This window comes from Hoeflea sp. (genome assembly GCF_984452065.1).
Genome location: NZ_CFHWAF010000022.1, coordinates 14274 through 30940, shown reverse-complemented (window position 1 = coordinate 30940; position 16667 = coordinate 14274). Strand labels below are relative to the sequence as shown.

At 55.5% G+C, this 16667-nt stretch carries 23 protein-coding genes; 15 read left to right on the top strand and 8 right to left on the bottom strand.

The annotated features are described in order from the left end of the window. The first annotated feature begins 73 nt into the window (after positions 1–73). From AC5E6N_RS06505 to AC5E6N_RS06475, 7 genes are all read left to right on the top strand, one after another. Complete coding sequence (locus AC5E6N_RS06505) at positions 74–757, top strand: hypothetical protein (protein ID WP_491747056.1); 684 nt, start codon at positions 74–76, stop codon at positions 755–757. A gap of 44 nt (positions 758–801) precedes the next feature. After that, on the top strand, positions 802–1704 hold the full coding sequence (locus AC5E6N_RS06500; RefSeq protein ID WP_491747055.1) for a glycoside hydrolase family 19 protein: 903 nt from the start codon (positions 802–804) through the stop codon (positions 1702–1704). Further along, on the top strand, positions 1692–1910 hold the full coding sequence (locus AC5E6N_RS06495; RefSeq protein WP_491747054.1) for a hypothetical protein: 219 nt from the start codon (positions 1692–1694) through the stop codon (positions 1908–1910). Before AC5E6N_RS06500 ends, AC5E6N_RS06495 begins: the two co-directional genes overlap by 13 nt. Before the next feature lie 112 nt (positions 1911–2022). Further along, a complete protein-coding gene (locus tag AC5E6N_RS06490) occupies positions 2023–2409 on the top strand; it encodes a hypothetical protein (protein WP_491747053.1) in 387 nt (128 codons plus the stop codon). A 243-nt stretch (positions 2410–2652) separates the two neighbouring features. Then, positions 2653–2988 (top strand): hypothetical protein, encoded by a 336-nt coding sequence (locus AC5E6N_RS06485; RefSeq protein ID WP_491747052.1) that lies wholly within the window; start codon positions 2653–2655, stop codon positions 2986–2988. After that, complete coding sequence (locus AC5E6N_RS06480; protein WP_491747051.1) at positions 2988–3278, top strand: hypothetical protein; 291 nt, start codon at positions 2988–2990, stop codon at positions 3276–3278. Before AC5E6N_RS06485 ends, AC5E6N_RS06480 begins: the two co-directional genes overlap by 1 nt. 172 nt (positions 3279–3450) lie before the next feature. Next, the gene (locus tag AC5E6N_RS06475; protein ID WP_491747050.1) at positions 3451–3870 is read left to right on the top strand and encodes a hypothetical protein; all 420 of its coding nucleotides are present in this window, start codon (positions 3451–3453) and stop codon (positions 3868–3870) included. Positions 3871–3873: 3 nt separating this feature from the next. On the opposite strand, the gene AC5E6N_RS06470 is transcribed toward AC5E6N_RS06475, so the two are convergent. Then, positions 3874–4170, bottom strand: a complete 297-nt coding sequence (locus AC5E6N_RS06470; RefSeq protein ID WP_491747049.1) for a hypothetical protein — start codon at positions 4168–4170, stop codon at positions 3874–3876. A gap of 96 nt (positions 4171–4266) precedes the next feature. Between AC5E6N_RS06470 and AC5E6N_RS06465 the strand changes: the two genes are divergently transcribed. The 3 genes from AC5E6N_RS06465 to AC5E6N_RS06455 are packed head-to-tail and all read left to right on the top strand — an operon-like array spanning position 4267 to position 7116. Then, positions 4267–4536, top strand: a complete 270-nt coding sequence (locus AC5E6N_RS06465) for a hypothetical protein (protein WP_491747048.1) — start codon at positions 4267–4269, stop codon at positions 4534–4536. Continuing rightward, complete coding sequence (locus tag AC5E6N_RS06460) at positions 4512–5315, top strand: hypothetical protein (RefSeq protein ID WP_491747047.1); 804 nt, start codon at positions 4512–4514, stop codon at positions 5313–5315. The genes AC5E6N_RS06465 and AC5E6N_RS06460 overlap by 25 nt, the downstream gene beginning before the upstream one ends. 40 nt (positions 5316–5355) lie before the next feature. After that, positions 5356–7116: a hypothetical protein gene (locus tag AC5E6N_RS06455; protein ID WP_491747046.1), complete on the top strand. Its 1761-nt coding sequence runs from the start codon at positions 5356–5358 to the stop codon at positions 7114–7116. A 20-nt stretch (positions 7117–7136) separates the two neighbouring features. Here AC5E6N_RS06455 and AC5E6N_RS06450 read toward each other — a convergent pair whose 3' ends face one another. From AC5E6N_RS06450 to AC5E6N_RS06420, 7 genes are all read right to left on the bottom strand, one after another. Then, positions 7137–7601, bottom strand: coding sequence for a hypothetical protein (locus tag AC5E6N_RS06450; protein WP_491747045.1), 465 nt, complete (start codon positions 7599–7601; stop codon positions 7137–7139). After that, positions 7594–7875, bottom strand: coding sequence for a thermonuclease family protein (locus AC5E6N_RS06445; RefSeq protein ID WP_491747044.1), 282 nt, complete (start codon positions 7873–7875; stop codon positions 7594–7596). The genes AC5E6N_RS06450 and AC5E6N_RS06445 overlap by 8 nt, the downstream gene beginning before the upstream one ends. 93 nt (positions 7876–7968) lie before the next feature. Next, a complete protein-coding gene (locus AC5E6N_RS06440) occupies positions 7969–8220 on the bottom strand; it encodes a hypothetical protein (protein WP_491747043.1) in 252 nt (83 codons plus the stop codon). Positions 8221–8435: 215 nt separating this feature from the next. Then, positions 8436–8906, bottom strand: a complete 471-nt coding sequence (locus AC5E6N_RS06435) for a hypothetical protein (RefSeq protein WP_491747042.1) — start codon at positions 8904–8906, stop codon at positions 8436–8438. After that, complete coding sequence (locus AC5E6N_RS06430; RefSeq protein ID WP_491747041.1) at positions 8903–10246, bottom strand: RtcB family protein; 1344 nt, start codon at positions 10244–10246, stop codon at positions 8903–8905. The genes AC5E6N_RS06435 and AC5E6N_RS06430 overlap by 4 nt, the downstream gene beginning before the upstream one ends. Before the next feature lie 41 nt (positions 10247–10287). Further along, on the bottom strand, positions 10288–10488 hold the full coding sequence (locus tag AC5E6N_RS06425; RefSeq protein ID WP_491747040.1) for a helix-turn-helix transcriptional regulator: 201 nt from the start codon (positions 10486–10488) through the stop codon (positions 10288–10290). Positions 10489–10591: 103 nt separating this feature from the next. Then, entirely contained in the window at positions 10592–11902 is a 1311-nt protein-coding gene (locus AC5E6N_RS06420; RefSeq protein WP_491747039.1) for a tyrosine-type recombinase/integrase, read from the bottom strand. A gap of 359 nt (positions 11903–12261) precedes the next feature. Between AC5E6N_RS06420 and AC5E6N_RS06415 the strand changes: the two genes are divergently transcribed. From AC5E6N_RS06415 to AC5E6N_RS06395, 5 genes are all read left to right on the top strand, one after another. Further along, a complete protein-coding gene (locus AC5E6N_RS06415; RefSeq protein WP_491747038.1) occupies positions 12262–13128 on the top strand; it encodes a hypothetical protein in 867 nt (288 codons plus the stop codon). Positions 13129–13984: 856 nt separating this feature from the next. After that, the gene (locus tag AC5E6N_RS06410) at positions 13985–14473 is read left to right on the top strand and encodes a twin-arginine translocation pathway signal (RefSeq protein ID WP_491747037.1); all 489 of its coding nucleotides are present in this window, start codon (positions 13985–13987) and stop codon (positions 14471–14473) included. A gap of 5 nt (positions 14474–14478) precedes the next feature. After that, a complete protein-coding gene (locus AC5E6N_RS06405) occupies positions 14479–15141 on the top strand; it encodes a ferric reductase-like transmembrane domain-containing protein (protein ID WP_491747036.1) in 663 nt (220 codons plus the stop codon). Continuing rightward, positions 15138–15845, top strand: coding sequence for a 2-hydroxychromene-2-carboxylate isomerase (locus AC5E6N_RS06400; protein ID WP_491747035.1), 708 nt, complete (start codon positions 15138–15140; stop codon positions 15843–15845). Before AC5E6N_RS06405 ends, AC5E6N_RS06400 begins: the two co-directional genes overlap by 4 nt. Continuing rightward, positions 15815–16667 (top strand): alanine/glycine:cation symporter family protein (locus tag AC5E6N_RS06395; protein ID WP_491747034.1); only part of this gene is annotated, 853 nt, incomplete at its 3' end. The genes AC5E6N_RS06400 and AC5E6N_RS06395, both read left to right, overlap by 31 nt.

Here is a 16667-nt window from a genome sequence, read left to right as displayed (position 1 = left end):
AAAACCTAACCTGTAGTTGATTTTTCTAAGTGTTTTCTGTAGCTTGCCGATATTGGTTTTTCGGTATTTTTTTATGCTCCAACGAAAGATTCCACCGGAAATATTTGGCGATGTGTTCCATCGAGACCTTCAGCAACTTGCTGGGTCTCATGAACTGCAGACGTTTCTAGAAATTGGCTCATCGAGCGGTGAAGGCAGCACCAATGCGCTTGTCACCGGCATAAGGGAAAGACCAGATCGCGCAGACGTACGTTTGTTCTGCGTTGAGGTCAGTCGCGAGCGCGCTGACACATTGCGAAACCACTATGAGAATGACACGTTCGTCAGATGTTACAACGTTTCATCCATTCCATCTTCAGACTTTCCGAGCGCAGAGGAGTTGTTTCACTTTTTTCACAAGGTACGCAATCCTTTCAATTTGAAGAAAGCCCGTCACAAATACGAGACCGCCTGTAAGGAAATAGAGGCCGATCTCTGTTATCTGCGTGAACAGGGAACAGACGGGCATGGCATCCGCCTCATTAAAGAGGAAAATGGAATCCGGCACTTCGATTTCGTTCTGATCGACGGATCCGAATTTGCAGGAGAGCGCGAGCTTCTGGAAGTCCTCGGGGCCAAGGTGATCGCGCTGGATGACATTCGGACATTCAAGTGCTGGACTGCACATCAATTGCTGAAGGCACATCCAGGTTATCGACTGTTCAGGCAATCGAAGCGAACGCGAAACGGCTACTCAATCTTCAAGCGTCAATTCTGACAGGCTCCTTCGGGGGCCTTTTTTTCAATCATAAGGAAGACACGATGAACCGCGAAGCATTCTACGCGGCGCTGCGGCGTCGTGAGAGTGGCGTGTTTGGCACGTCCCTATCACAGCGACAAGTCGTCGGCATTGAGGGCATCCTTCTTGCCTTCGCGACACATGGCGACGGGCGGGCGAAGACGCTCGCCTACGCGCTCGCAACGGCCTATCACGAGACTGGCCGGCGAATGGTTCCGGTACGGGAAGGATTCGCCGAGAATGACGCGCAGGCCCGTCAGCGGGTCAATCGCCTCGCTGCACAGCGCGGGCCGAATTCGGCTGTCGCCAAGTATGCCAAGCCGCAACCGCCTTATGGCCACGTCTATTATGGACGCGGTCAGGTGCAACTCACTTGGAAAAAGAATTACGAGACATCCAGTGCGGATGCTGGCACCGACCTTGTGCAATTTCCTGATGAGGTTCTGGATCCGGAAATTGGCGCGCGCATTCTTGTCCGCGGTCTCATGGACGGGCGTTGGAACGGGCACGGACACGGGATCGCTCAATATCTGCCCGACAGCGGTGACGATGATCTGCGCAATGCGCGCCGCACGGTCAATATCACAGACAAATGGAAGCAGATCGCCGACTACTATCTGGCTTTCCGAAAGGCCATCGAAGAAGCGGGCGGCGTGCCTAAGCTTGATGTCGAAACGACACTCGCCGTAGCCATTGAGGAAGAAATCAAACTGTCGCCACCTCTGGATGTTCGTACCTCTCCGGAAGGCGGACAGCGGTTTGACAGCGAACCACCCGCACACACCGACGAAAAGAAACCAAGCACATCGGGAAAGACGAGCCCGGTCGGCGCTCTTGTTGCAGCTGCAGTAATCGCGGTCGGAGGCGCTGCAGCTTGGTTCTGGGACACTCTGAAAAGCATTGGAGGCTCAATATGGCCGTTCTGAATTCGATGAAGGGTTACCGAACCTACCTGTTCAATGTGCTGGCTTTCTTGGTCACAGTGGCGGGCTTCATTCTCCAGTATCTGGGCGATCTTGGCCTGAGTGACCGTGATGCTGCCCTGATCGCAATCGGTCTCAACAGTTTCGTGACCTGCGCCAACATGGCGCTGAGAAGCGTCACAAACACGGCGCCGGGGAAGAGAGAATGATTGAGGCGATGGAGTCCATTCTGATTTGGCTCTGGACCGCGTCGATTGCTCTGCTCGCCGGCGCCTACAAGCTTGAGCATGACAAGAGCCTTCTGAATAGGGGGGAGGATCCGTGATACCCGTTAAGCTTTTGTCCTGGGTGTGGAAGTTTCTCAGTTTTGGCATAACGCTGCCGCTGTGGGCATTCATCGGTGCCTACCTCTATTTCCAATTTGCGGAGGCTGACGCCGTCAAACGGGCTCTTTCCGAACTGGTAGCCAGTGCGGAACTGGAAGCCGCACGGGAGCGGGAGCGCAATCTCCAAATCATCATTCAGGAGAAGAATCGTCGCGAAGCACTGCTTCAGGGCGCGAATGATCAATTCCGAACACGGCTTACCGAAGCAGACCAAAAATTTGAGGGTCTTAGCAATGAAATCGACACGCTGCTGGCGCGTCCTGTCAACGATGCTTGCGTTGTTGATGACGCTGTCCTTGATCTCATGCACAACGCTGAGTGACCGGCTGAACAAGGCGGAACGGTCGAAAGCAGAAGCCGGCCTCGTCAGCCAAGCCATCGCCGAGGCCAGTCGGATCCCCGATCTGCCTGCAGACTGCCGAAAGCATGAGCGTTCAGGTGTTCAAAAGGGTGACAGGCTTGATGCTGCGCTGGTCAGAACCGCCGGCGCACTGACTCGTGCCAATGCTCGCGTGGATCGATGTGCGGGCTGGCATGATGGTATCAGGTCGAACGGAGGCGGAAGATGAAACGCATCATCGAATGGACCGTGTTCCTGGCCTTCATTGTTGCCATGGGGATTGTCGTTATTGTCGCAGCAAACCGACAGGCGCAGGCAGCGGGAATGGCATGCGGCGATCGCACATCCCTGCTCAAGTCATTGAGCGACAAATACAAGGAAGCACCTCGGGCACTGGGGCTTTCATCGTCCGGCAAAGCGATGTTTGAGGTCTATACCTCGAAAAAGGGAACCTGGACGATCCTGATGACCACCACGACAGGCGTCACCTGCATCATGGCCGCCGGCCATTCCTGGGAAGAAAAAATCCCAGAGTGGGCACGCCCGGGGAAACCTATTTGATGCTGGGCCACGACTGGAAATTCTGGGGCGCGGTGTTCGGCGCCATCATACTGAAACTGCTCATGTCAAAGACGCAGTCCGTATGTCAAGCGCTCGTGACCGTCGTCGCTGCTTTGTTCGCAGCATGGATTTTCACAGATCCGGTACTGCATTGGATGGAGTGGGAGCCCGAGACATACAAGGCACCATTGGCTGCACTGCTCGCCCTGACAAGCGAAGGTCTGTTGCGGTCGCTTATGACGATCCATCTCGACAAGATCGTTGAATATGTTCGAAAGCTGCGGCCATGAATCGTCTTCGCCTGTCGGAAAGCAAATGGATCGTGTTGGTGCTGCTCGGCTGGGCCTTGCTCTCGTTGAGCGCCAGGTCCTGCGCACCTTCCGAGGCTTCCCAAATTCCCGATCCCGCACTATTTAAGTCAAGCGGCAAAGAATCAATACGGCAGGGAAAGCGTGATGGACCTTGCCGCCGAAATTTCTCAGCCACATCAGATTTCCCCTGAAGGTCAAGCAGACCAGGTCGCACGTCTTCATCGAAGACGCCGATCGAAAGGCGCATTCCACGGTCGCTTATGACGGCTGGAATGCTTGCTCACTCGAATATGCGTCCTTTGTCTGCCGGACGCTGGCCCGCGCGCTGACGGATGCCCATGACGGCAAGGAGCCGGAAAAGGCGGATGACACGAAGGCGCTCACCGATGAGTTGACATTCAAGGTTGAAGAGTGGTCGGACGATGACGTTCATTACCAGCGGACCCTGGCGGCGTTCGGCAACGTAGGGGACGCAAAGAGCTTTCTGGTCATCGCGCGCAAGGATTACGCCGGAAAGAATATCAAGCTTCGTCAGCGATGCCGGGTGATCTGGGAGCGCGGGATGCAGTAGCTGCTATATGCCCTCTTTATCCATGTAATCCTGCAAAGCCTCGGTCACCGAAATGCCGGCAATATCATTCACATTGAATGAGCTGTCGATGTCAGGATGCGATGTGGCGATTCGGCGATCCACATTTATGAAACCGATGCGCTCCAGACCATCTATTGCTGGCCGCAAATCTTCCGGATCATCGCCTTCCCAAAGATCGACCAGTTGCCGAACGTCCGGTCCTACACCCTTTACCTCCGATCCAAGAAGATCTCGAAGGATGAGAGCCAGGTTGAATTCGTTTCCTGAGAGCCGTGACATTTCGCAAACCACTTAGACCGGCTGAAATCAACTTCCGTTCATATCAGATTCGGCCGCGTCTGTATTTGCTCACATTGCCAAAAAAGGAACCTATCAATGCCTGTTGTAACGGAAGGACCATTCAATATTGACGATAAGGCCTACGTGCAGCTTGCAGCTGCCAGTGAGGCCTTTGAGGTTACCTTCGAGTGCGCCGGGGGCGTGTTCTTTGGTTTCGCCGCGGCACAACCCGATGTGAACACAGAACTGCATTACCGGCGATCTGATGAAACCCGCCTCGAAGCAGATGGAACGTCAGCCAATCCGGCCTTCATCCGGGCCGTCAACGGTCGCGGTCGCTATTGGAAGACCTGGAACAAACCCTGATGCCATATGTCTGGTTTCAAAAGCACAACAGGACACGTCTCCTGTCGTGGCCACCTTTCCTGGATCGACCGGGTTACAGTGCCCTGTTGGCGGCCTTCAAAGCAGGTGCAACTGGCGTTCTCATTGATCCGACAGACACGCTATCGCTTTACACAACGTCTGCTGGAACCACGTTTGCGGAAAATAACGGCGATCCCGTAGGATTGGGCAAAAATCTCGCCAATCCCGGCACCATGGACGAGGTGCAATCATCAGATCCCAACCGACCGATTCTTTCGGTTACCGGTAGCAGACGGAAGCTGACCTATGACGGCTCGACAGAGTTCAGCAGGATCACACTGTCGGCCGGCGCCTGGCGTAGCAATGTCGCAATAATGGTCGGCATCAATACAATCGACACGCAAGGGATCGTATTGAGCGGTCAAGACACATCACGCTTTTTGGCTCCGTGGCTTCAAGGTAGCGGTGACACTTCTTTGGCTGTGAATGCCGGAACACCCACCCTCAAGGTGCTCGACGGTCGAGGAGGAACTGTCGCGGTTTCAACTCGTGGAGAGTTGCACGCGGCAATCACCGCCGCCGGTCCTCGTGTTGTTGTTCTCAGGAATGCGAACCTCGCGGTCAGCGGATTTGCGTGGACCGAAGCAAAGTACAGCGGATTCTCCGGGGTCTGGCGGATCAATGGCGATCGCGGCGCCCTGCTGATCATCGAAGACTCGGCTTTGACGGCTCAATTGGAAGCCTCCTGCGCGGCCGAGATCGTTTCCAAAATGTCTTAGGGGATAAACCAAACCATTCGACGGGTTGGAGGTGCCAATAGTGACCACGCACACTAGACATTACATCCTGCGTTCTTCTGACGCCGCAAAAAAAGGCGTGCTCAACGCGATATTCGCGGCAATGGGCCTGGAACGCGGTGTGGCTTCGACGTGGAGCTCTTGGCAGGACTGTAATGAACATGGTGTCGGTGCGTCGTCCGGTCTCGTATGCTCGTTCATGTATCCGCCGTCCTTAGAGGCCGAGCTGATCAACCGGGATAACAATGTTGCCATTACAGTTCCAGGGCGCAACGGCGATATGAGCCTGAACTACTCTGAAGGGGACATAAACGCCGCCTGGGCGACGGTAACGTGGGAGGCGAACACCAGGCTCCACTTCGATGCGCCGGCAGCGCTGGCATCGCACAACAGCACAAACAGCCTGAAATTCATTCAGCCCTTCGATCCGGACCGTGTGTTGACCACCGCTCAGGGTCTTATCGGACATTCGACGGAGATGTACTGGGCCTTTCAGCCGGACCGAAACTGCTATCGCGAGACGTCACCATTGCAGGCGGCCGGAAACGGTGACCAAGTGTCGTTCATCGACGAGGCCATTCGATTGTCGGGTGTCGAACACGCGCTCGGCAATAAGTTCTATCAGACCCTTGAACCGACGAAGAGGCCAACCTTGCGCATACCTTCAGGCGGTTCCGCCTACATGGAGTTCAGGTCGAGCGACTATATGGCTGCAAAATTTTACACAGCGGCCACTCAAGCCTTATGCACTGTCGTCGCCCGAATTCGCACAACAGCGGCCAAGGGCATTCTGTTCACCGGGGTCGGAAGAGATTGGTGGTTCCTACGCTGGGAGCAGGGATCAGGTGCAAAGTTCATCGTCAATGATGGCGGTGTGGACCCAAGTTTGTCTGTGATCGTCAATGGTATCGAATATCATGATCCGGATTGCGATCTGATGCACCAGCTCCTGGCGACAGGAGAATGGGTGACGGTGGTTGTTGAGGGGGTTCAGTCGGCGCATTTCGGTGAAGGCAGACTGACATTGAACACAGAAGACACAACGTTCAACTGCGCGGTTGATATCGAATACATCCACTGTTTCAACGCCGGCGCTTTTGCGTCCGCGCTCATACCTGAGTACGCCGATTTTGATCGCTTGAAGTGGCTGGATTTGAGATCGACAGGATCGCCGCTGCACATCGGGACAGCAATCACAGACAGTGTGCAACACAATGGCGCAACCACACTCAACCGGACCGCAGCCGGCATTACGATAAGCGGAGCCAACTGGGCTCCGGTTGCCGCCTTTCGCTGTTTGGAATGGGACACATCGAAGGAACGGCGCACCGTCAAATATGTCTTTACCGTCAGCGACGCGGCCTTTCTGATGATGGGTGTCGGCGATGACACCATTACAGCCGACGTTTCCTACTGGGAGGGAAAAGTCTTCTTCTACCAACTTCAGGCTCAGTCAACTCGCCTGTGGGCGGGCGAGTTTCCAACCATCGGCCCGAACGTTTCTTTCGCCTTGCCGTCCAGCATTACTTTGACGAACGGAAAAACTTATCGGGTCGAAATCACCGGAAACGGCATTCATGGCGGCAGGGTCAAGCTATATGAGCTTCCAAGCGCTGCTGACGCGCATTGGGACGACACGAGCAACCTGATTGCGGATATCCAGATCCCGGCGGATTTTTCCGGTGCGAACCACAGCACGGATTCTTTGCCGAAGCTGACGTGTCACACGTCTGCATCACCAAGCACGATCGTAGCGGTCGCGACAGAACGGGAAGCCGCGTGACAACCGGCAGGGTCGCTCCATCAATCAATCGGTTTGGCCCCGCGAGAACCCGGCTTGTTTCGTGCCGACTTGTCCAAAAAATCGGTGGGTTGAACACCCTTTGCCTTCATTTCGTCAGTGACGTCGACAGTTGGACCACCCTCGTCCCCGTGCTCAACGATGACCGCGGTGCGCCGACCTACGCGATAGATTTTCGTGGGTTTCAGGGTATCCCAAATACAAGTGATCCTGTCATCTGCAACACGCCGCCCGCCTTTTTTCCAGGCATCGTAAGCCGGCCAGAATGCTGATCTATGCCCGAAATAGGGATGACGCTCATTGATTTCATTGTTCTCGCGGAGGCGCGTCGGGCCGAAGCGATCGCTGTCTTCGAACCGGAAGGTTTTACCGTCATTTGTGATCACAAATGGTCCGCAACCCCAAGCATCGAAGAATGCACCACCGTAGTTTAAGTGTCTGTGTCCGAAACCAGCCAATTCACTCACACCACGGTTCGCGCCGGCCGCGCCAGGGCCGAGCCATGTTTTCTGTAATCAGGATTTCGCCCAGATCGAGACCGTTGACCGACACACGGGCGATCGTGCGGTCCCATCGGTCTTTGCGGAACCGTTGAAGCGTGATCTTGGCGCCAGGCTGTGTCAGGATGGTTTCAACTCGCCATTTGGCGACAAGGCCAAGGCGTCTCTCTGCATCGCACTGAGCGCGCCTTATCTCGGGCGTGTCGATGTTTTCGACGCGGATCGTCTCTCCGTTCAGCACGAACGTGTCGCCGTCGATGACGCGGAGGTCCGCGGCGGTGGCAGGAAGTGAAAAGCAAACAGCCAATCTAAGTGTGATGCGTGATAGCATATCTCAAAACACATCGTCCGGAAGTGGATCATATTCGGGCGGATCAGACAGGATCGCCGCCTCAATCCTCTCATATTCGTCGCTGGTAAGATCCTGACCGTCGGGAAGTCCGTAAGCCTTGTCGAATTCGACTTCGAGATCATCACCGGGCATCCAACAGCCACCGGCAAAATAGTCACCGCCACCGCCGCCAAGGCGATAGGTTACCAGAACCTCTGTACCATCAGCGCGGATGAAATCGTAGTTGAACGACATTCATTGTCCTTCCATATTCGATCGCCTCTATGCTGTCGCGTTTCGCAACCGGTACAGGTTCATTCTTTTTTCAAAATTCTCACGTCTCGATTCCAGTTGCCGAGCAAGATAGTCGATAACCTCCAACAATTGCTCGCGTTCCAGTTCGGTGACTAGAACGCCCTTCCAAATTGCAACTGTCGAAAAATCCCCTTCCATCTTCTTCTACCTCACTGTCAATTCACTTTGCGACGAAACTCTTGCGCCATAAGCCAGAGTTCCAATGCGGCTTGCTCTTGTTCCTGGCTGCCATCAGTACAACAGAGGCTGTTGAGCATTTCCGAGATGTAGTAGGCGTCTAAGGTCGCATCGGTGCTGAAGCCATACTCTCGGTAATAATCAAGTTCACTGTAAACTCCATAAGGCAGGACGTGCGCGTCCAGATGAGCGCCACATCCTTCGCAGAACTTGAAACCTTCTTCCTCGGTTCTCCAGCCACCGTCCAGGCCGTAATCTTCTCTGTTCTTCCGATCCCGGCGACGCAGGTTGCGGACCTTGTATCGACCGCAGTCGAAGCACCACTCGTTTCCTTGGTCTCCTTCCGGTGTATGAATCCAGTGAAGCGCGCGGACCTCGACGTTCGCTGCCAGCGGCTGTAATGCTCTCTCGAGGTCTATAAAACTGCGGTGATTGATGAAATCCGTCATTTGCGGTTCTTCTTCCTCCAAGGAGCGTCCCGCTCCCAATCTCCGGCCATGATCGATCCGTATGGCTCGACAGCATCGGCAATCTTGGCAAGTTCGTGCTTGTGAATTTGCTCCCGCACCTGGTCTGCACTCTTGTAGGCATCCGGCAGTTCGCTCTTGTCCGGAATACCGCAATAAAAGCGGGCATCGATGCCGGCAGGCATCGACGGTTCATGCTCTTTCAGGAACCGTGTTCGGCTCATATTCCGACCGGCGCCGTGCGGAGCGAAGCCGAGCGCTTCTTCATTGTTCGCATGCTGTGCAATGAGGATCGGCTCCGACATATTCATTGGGATAATCGTCCGGCCGTCATCGTCCGGCGAGAAGCCGGCATAGGATGGTGTCGCGCCCTTCGCATGATAGAATAGGCCGTCCGATCTCTGAAAAACGAAATTGTGTTCGTTCCAGAACCAATCTTCGATCTTGTTGCCCAAGCGCTCTGCGATGGCGAAGTGCAGCAGCTTATGGTTCAATCCAGTCCAGAGCCGGGCAAGCTGCAGTGCCTTCCAATAATCTTCCCCCTCCTGACTATCCGCCGTTAACCAGGCGTGTTTCTTCTCAACGCGCGCGCCAATCGATCTGGTATGCCGGTAAGCCGCGGCCAGACCACGTTTGTACAGCTGCGCACCAAATCCTCGTGAACCGTGATGAGAGACGATCGCAAGCTGTCCTGTAGACCTCAGATGCCCGACGAAATAGAAATGGTTTCCATCGCCTTGTGTCGTGAAGTGCCTATCGGCGATTTCCTCCAGACCCTTCGTAAACGGATTGTGCTCCAACCGTGCGAGCAGATCCTGCGGCGCATCCAATGGATACTTTTCGCGTTTCATCGGTCCAAAATGCACATAGTCTGAAATCGTATCGAGAACACGTTTCGGGTCATCGTTTCGTTTCAAAACCGTCATAGCCATTGAGCAGCAGATATCGGACGAATGATAGCCGGGGTGAATCGCATTCTCGGTGGCGACGACCGCGCCGACAGGGATTGTGCCAGCCGGACAGGCATCTGGCATAACGGTGCCACGCTTGACCGTCGGCACGCGCATGAGCGCATCCATCGCCTTGTGAACCGCAGCGACATTTTCGCGCTCGATCTCGTTTTCCGGCTCAATGAATGCCTGATAGTCGAGCCGGTTTGTACGCATCAGAATTTCAACAGGCTGCAAGTCCTGCAGAGCCTCGAAAATGTCGTCGTCGCTGCGGCCAGACACTCTCATCTCGTTGGCCCGTGCGAGCGCAGTCGGAAACCACTTACCCGGTTTGAAGCCCCACTCGATCAGTGTTTTTCCGGTGATTTTCATTGCCGTGCCTCTCCAGTCGTGCTTGCGCCAATCGAGATGGCTCAGGCAGCGTCTCTGTCGGCTTTGAGCTTTTCGTCGTAAGCGACCAGCTCGGATTCGAGCCAATAATTCTGGCCGCTGATCTTTATCGGTCGGGGGAAAGAGCTGCCTTCTTCATTCATACGACGCCAGAGTGTCATCCGGCTCCAGCCAAACCGCTCTCGCACCATCTTGGCCCGCAGATACTTCCGGTCCTTGCTCATCGCGATATCCCGATATTCATTGATTCTGGTGTATCATCATATCGCAATATGTAACGTGGTCAATCAGTTGTAACCAATTTGGCACCAAATATCATTCATAAAATCAGATAGTTTGCGAAATAGATGCCAATTTGGTGTCTGAATTCACCCCGACGAGAACGTCAACCCTGTCTGCCCATGCGCACAGGGCATCTTTCTTTTCCGCGAGATATTGGTGTCGGTTGTAAATCGCGGCAACCCCAGAAACGACACCGGATTTGTGGTTGAGAACCGCTTCCACAATATGCGGTGGCACACCCAACTCAGCCATGCCCGTCGTCGCGGTTCTTCGAAGATCGTGGAACGTCCATTTTACTATTTCGACCGTCGAAGGCTCCTTGGCCTCCTTGCACGCCATCTCCAACATAGCCGCATCGAGACGTTTCTTGGCTCGGCTGAAACCGCTTATTGGAGATGTATCGTTGGTCGTGAAGACGAACGGATCATCGACCACCTTCTCATCCGTTTCCATTTGCGGCACGCTCCTCAGCAGGCTCTCGGTCTGCGGCGCCAAGGGCACGACCTGTGCACATCCGTTCTTTGTGCGTTCGCCGTCGATCGTCCAAGTTGAGCCGATTTCTGTCAATTGCACTTCCGACCATCTCGCTCCCGCAACTTCGTTGCGCCTTTGTGCAGTCAGCAGTAGCAGTTGAGCCCACGTCCCGAATGGCCACCCCATCTTTTCCGCTGAGATCCAGAACCAGCGTATTTCATCGTTGGACAGTACGCGCTCACGCCTCACAGGCGTTGCGGGTACTTCAATGTCGTGAAAGGGATTGTCAGTGATGATCGTTTTGGCAGTGAACCAGCGGAACGCCTTACTGAGAACGGCCCGGCCCCTGACGGCCGTCTGCGGTCTAGCCGGCGTTGTCAACTTACCGGAATCATCGAAAACCCCGTTTGCCAGATCATTGATCAAGCCGACAATATGTCTCCGGTTGATCGCACGGATATTCCATTTTCCCCAGCGTGGTGTCACCTCGGAATTGATGAAGCTTTTGACGCTGGAGATCGTTCCTCCCTTGTTTTTCACAAGGACATGCTGAGCCAGGAACATCTCGAACGCTTGGTTCACTGTGAGATCGTCCAGACCCAACTCATTCTCCAGCCGCGGATCGATACCCATGCGAACGTTTTCGAATAGTTTTTGAGCGGCCATACGCGCTTCATGCAGACCGATGGCGGGTTTCTTGTCCCCGACGGTGCCAATGGACATTTTGACGTTCTCGCCGCTCTGTGGTGATCGGAAGCGAACCATCCATTTCAGCGTTCGTTGTCCAACGACAAGGTAAAGCCCCGGTTGTCCGCCGTCGGCGATTTCCCGTTTTTTCGACGGCCGGTTTTTTGAGATCGCCTCGATCTTCTTCTGCGTCAACGCACTTGCCATGAACCCTACTCGAAACAGGCCGCGCTCTGGGACACGGATTGGGACACAATTTTTATGGTAGCAAGTGATACACAATGAGCGTATCATGGTGTATCAAGATTCTGTTTTTACACAGCTTTTTTGCGATCTGCGGTGCGGTTTGATACGGTTTGGAATACTCTGAAATACAGTCTTATGTCATTCGTAATGATGGGGTCGGGGGTTCGAGTCCCTTCAGCAGCACCATCGGCCTTTGGTGCCTGCCGAACACTCGGGTTACGTTCATATCTGTTCCGATATAGCCTGACCGGTTTTTTAAGCACGATGGTTTTGCTGGTGCTAGGGGTTTTTCTACGCAGGAATTCACTATGCAGACAATGAAGCTAAATAACGATGCATTTTCAGCGCTCCACGAATCGGAAATGAAGCAGATTGCCCACTACTCTGTCGGCTTCGTCATTCTGCAATCAACAGATAACCGTGAAGATGGACTGCTCGGTGGTTCGGGAACTCTCGTCTCTATTGACGGTAAAGAAGGGGTGCTAACAGCTAGCCACGTTGTCCGCACTCTCCAACGTCAAGAGATCGCCGGCATCATTCTAAGCAGTAATCGGGAGGGTGCGGTACACCAAGTTTTATTCAAAACTGGAGACTGTTGTGAATTCAGTTTTGGCCCGCCTCCAAATCCATCAAACGCAGGGCCGGATCTTTCATTTCTTGAGCTGCCTCCGTCAACAACCGAGACACTGAGAGCAAAAAAATCGTTTTACAATCTGACGATACGACGAGACTTAATTCTTGATGAGTCTCCACCGCGCCACCATGGATTTTGGTCAGTGCTCGGGATGGCTGCGGAGTGGACCTCTGATGTGCCGGATCCGTCAGGGTTTGGCCGAGTAAAGGCTTTTCATGGGAAGCTAATAGGTCCGCTAGATGGGATGGCCTGGCGTTCGTCTGGACACTTCGATTATATTGATTTTGAAGTACTTTATGATGACGGATATGGTGGGCCTGATGATTTTGGCGGATATAGTGGCGGTGGAATTTGGCAGTTTGTGATAAAATCTGTTGAAGGGGTGCCAAAGGTGGCCAAGCGCTATTTGATGGGGTCTGCCTTTTACCAATCCGGCAAGACTGAGCGTGATGGAAAAGCGGTCAGAACGGTCACTTGTCATGGTCCCGAGAGTGTCTATCGGATGCTCATTGATGGAGTACAAGACGGTACGACTTGCTAGCCGCTTTCATGCATTCTTCGATCAGAAATCCAGGTGGCAAACTTAGAGTTGATCGCATACCTATGATGATTGCCAGCACTACACACGTTAGAGGGTTGTATTCTTTATTGTTTTTAAACTTCACAATGGCCCTAGAAATCAAGTTTACCAAAACGCCCAACTTGGATTTGGCATTTTGATGCGCCGGATAGGGGCCTGCATCTGTGAGGCAAATGCTGTCGAATTTTCTCAAAGTGCCGAAATATAGGGTTTTGAAGCCGAGTTCGCGGTGATTTAGGTGCCATTTCAAAGCGCGCTCAAAATATGAGCACGTTCATGCCCGCCTTGTCTGCTGATTCCGGTTTGGACCAAATTCCGCTGTCAAACATACCGGCCGGCTGATGTGCTGCTGTCCCGGTGAACGCCTTGGTTTTTGGGCTGTTCCCGTCAATTCCCGGAAAATCCCACTTATTCCCGCTTACTCCAATACCCGGTGTCAGCCGACAATATCGGAGACACAGGTAACACTTTTGACCCGAACGGGTTGTTGAGTGATTCCCTGTCTTGTTTCGGTGAACGTTTTGTCCCCTCCGGTGACCGTCTCGCAGGAGGGTCTGGACACCTTTCGGGCAGGCTATTGGGACGACTTTTTCCGAACGCCTCAAGTGACCGGCGTCGAGGCCTGGAAATAACGGGCCGCCGATTTGCAGCGACAGGCTCCATTTCGGCAAATCATCACGAAACAGTGAAAGCGGATTTTCCACCGCCGGCTTTCCCCGGTCTCGGAAATTGCCGCAATCGCGCTATAATCCTCAATCAGCCGCGCCGGAATACAATCTGGAGGCCGGGGATGTCCCGGCCCGGCAGGAGATATCACATGACGAGTGACCTCATCACACGCCGAACCCTGCTTGCCGCCGGCGGAGCGGTCCTGGCAACGGCGTCTTCCCGGCTTATTGTCCCGGCCCGCGCCGCCGGCCTGGCACCGACCCGGTCGATGCGCGGCGGCTCCAACAATTACCGCCCGGGCGCGCCGATCGTGGAGCGGATCGGCGGCGGCGGCTTCTGGATGAGCGGCACGGTTCGCCGGGCGGGCGACGGCGCGCCGCTTGCCGGCCAGCGCATCCAGATCTGGGCGCATACGACCGAAGGGCACGAACGGGACCTGCACAGCCACGGGGCGACGCTTACGGACGCAAACGGTGTGTTCCGCCTCGAGATGCCGCAGATCGTCCCCGCCTTCGGACAGCCGCACGGCCACCTCGCCTATGACAGCGGCGACTTCGAGACGGTTTTTCTGCGTCCGATCATGCCGAGTTCAAGGGACACCAGCCTGGAGGCGCATTTCGTCCTTCAGCCGGTCTGACCGCATTGGGTTCGAACGCGAACGGCAAGACCCGCACATTCCTGGTCTGGACCGCGCTTGCCGTCGCCCTCGGCTTGCCGATCGCAGCCGCCGCCGCGAGCCCGCTGCTGGCATGGCGCGATCCGGTCTACATTGCCGCCGGATTTGCCGGCGTCATCGCCATGGCGCTGCTGCTGCTTCAGCCATTGCTGGCAGGCGGCTATCCGCCCGGCCTTTCGGCCTATCGCGGGCGGCGCATTCACCGGTGGGTCGGCGCATCGCTGGTCACGGCAGTCGTGATCCACGTCGCGGCCCTTTGGGTCACCAGTCCGCCGGATGTGGTGGACGCGCTTCTTTTCAGATCACCAACGCCCTTTTCGGCCTGGGGCGTGATTGCCATGTGGGCGGTCTTCGCGGCGGCGTTTGTCGCCACCATGCGGCGCCGGCTGCGCCTGCGACTGAGCACGTGGCGACGCGTTCATACGTCCCTTGCCATGGTCATCGTTGCGGGCAGCGTGGTCCATGCCGTGCTGATCGAAGGCACGATGGAGACGATATCGAAGATTGCACTGTGCACGCTGGTGGTCATAGCAACGGTGAAAGTCATTGCCGATCTGAAAGTGTGGACCATCCGGACAAACGGATTTACGGGTACCGTCACGCCCAAAGAACAGAGCGATAAACGTTGAAGACCATCGACTATTTCTATTCCGCCCATTCCGCCTTTGCCTATATCGGCTCGAAGCGACTCCTGGAGATTTGCGCCGAACATGGGTACACACTCGCGCACCGGCCGATTGCGCTCAGCCCCGTCGTCACAGCCGCCGGCGGTTTGCCGTTCGCGGGGCGCACCCAGCGGCATGTCGACTATTATTTCGGCCGCGAGGTCGAGCGCTGGGCAGAGTTCCGCGAGGTCCCGATCATCAAGTTCCGGCCAACCTTCCACGACCATCCGCTGGATCTGCCGAACGGCATGCTGATCGCCGCCATCGATCAGGGTGCGGATATCGACACATTGTCCCACGCAATCCTTCAAGCCCATTGGCGCGACGACGCGGACCTTGCCGACCCGGACGCGCTTGCGCACGCGGCCTCGGCATCAGGCATCGATCCGGGGCCTCTGCTTGACGCGGCTCTGACGGAGCCGATCCAATCCATCCACCGGGCCAATACCGAGGAAGCGATCGCGCGTGGCCTGTTCGGATCGCCGACCTATTTTGCCGGCGGCGACATTTTCTGCCTGCCAAATCAGCGGTTGATAATACCATCAATTCTCTCAGGCAAAGGCATAAAGCTGATACTGTCTTCACCTGTCGCACACCATAACGGGATAAATCGGATCCACCGTGGGGGGGAGAGATCATGGGAATACTCAGAGAATTCTTCGGATTAATCGAGTTCCTCACCTGGGGGTGGGCACTGATTCCGCTTCTCGTGGTTTTCGGCGTTTTTATCACCGCGATGACCGGTTTCGTTCAGTTCAGGTTTTTCAGGCGCATGTTCCGTGTCCTTTCCGGCAAGAACCAGACCGGAGACCCGAATGCGATCTCCGCCCGCGAAGCGCTGCTGATTTCCGTCGGCGGCCGGGTGGGCGGCGGCAATATTGCCGGCGTCGCCGTGGCCATCACACTCGGCGGCCCGGGCTCGGTATTCTGGATGTGGGTGATTGCACTGATCGGAATGGCGACAAGCCTCGTCGAGTGCTCGCTCGCCCAGCTTTACAAACAACGCCAGCCGGACGGCATGTACCGCGGCGGACCGGCACGCTCGATCATCCACGGGCTCGGTGAAGAATACCGGTGGCTCGCCATCCTCTATGCCGTCTGCCTGATCGCGGCCTTTGCCATCGGTTTCAATGCCTTCCAGGGCAATACGGTGGCCGGCGCCGTCAATGACAGCCTGGGCATCGGCAGGGTCTGGACGGGCGGCGTGCTCGCGATCGTCGCCGGTTTCATCGTTTTCGGCGGCATACACAGGATCGCCAAGACCGCCGATGTCGTCGTCCCCGTCATGGCGATTGCCTATATCCTCATGGCGTTGCTGGTCATCCTTATCAATATCGGCTCAGTGCCCGGCGTCATATACAGCATCGTCGCCAACGCCTTCGGACTGGAGGAAGCGGTCGGCGGCGGCATGGGGGCGGCGCTCGCTCAGGGCCTGCGGCGCGGCCTGTTCTCAAATGAGGCAGGCCTCGGCTCGGCCCCGAACGTTGCCG

Coding starts and splice junctions, on each gene's coding strand:
- AC5E6N_RS06505 (WP_491747056.1), top strand. CDS start 74: ATGCTCCAACGAAAGATTCCACCGGAAATATTTGGCGATGTGTTCCAT.
- AC5E6N_RS06500 (WP_491747055.1), top strand. CDS start 802: ATGAACCGCGAAGCATTCTACGCGGCGCTGCGGCGTCGTGAGAGTGGC.
- AC5E6N_RS06495 (WP_491747054.1), top strand. CDS start 1,692: ATGGCCGTTCTGAATTCGATGAAGGGTTACCGAACCTACCTGTTCAAT.
- AC5E6N_RS06485 (WP_491747052.1), top strand. CDS start 2,653: ATGAAACGCATCATCGAATGGACCGTGTTCCTGGCCTTCATTGTTGCC.
- AC5E6N_RS06480 (WP_491747051.1), top strand. CDS start 2,988: ATGCTGGGCCACGACTGGAAATTCTGGGGCGCGGTGTTCGGCGCCATC.
- AC5E6N_RS06470 (WP_491747049.1), bottom strand. CDS start 4,170: ATGTCACGGCTCTCAGGAAACGAATTCAACCTGGCTCTCATCCTTCGA.
- AC5E6N_RS06465 (WP_491747048.1), top strand. CDS start 4,267: ATGCCTGTTGTAACGGAAGGACCATTCAATATTGACGATAAGGCCTAC.
- AC5E6N_RS06440 (WP_491747043.1), bottom strand. CDS start 8,220: ATGTCGTTCAACTACGATTTCATCCGCGCTGATGGTACAGAGGTTCTG.
- AC5E6N_RS06435 (WP_491747042.1), bottom strand. CDS start 8,906: ATGACGGATTTCATCAATCACCGCAGTTTTATAGACCTCGAGAGAGCA.
- AC5E6N_RS06430 (WP_491747041.1), bottom strand. CDS start 10,246: ATGAAAATCACCGGAAAAACACTGATCGAGTGGGGCTTCAAACCGGGT.
- AC5E6N_RS06425 (WP_491747040.1), bottom strand. CDS start 10,488: ATGAGCAAGGACCGGAAGTATCTGCGGGCCAAGATGGTGCGAGAGCGG.
- AC5E6N_RS06415 (WP_491747038.1), top strand. CDS start 12,262: ATGCAGACAATGAAGCTAAATAACGATGCATTTTCAGCGCTCCACGAA.
- AC5E6N_RS06410 (WP_491747037.1), top strand. CDS start 13,985: ATGACGAGTGACCTCATCACACGCCGAACCCTGCTTGCCGCCGGCGGA.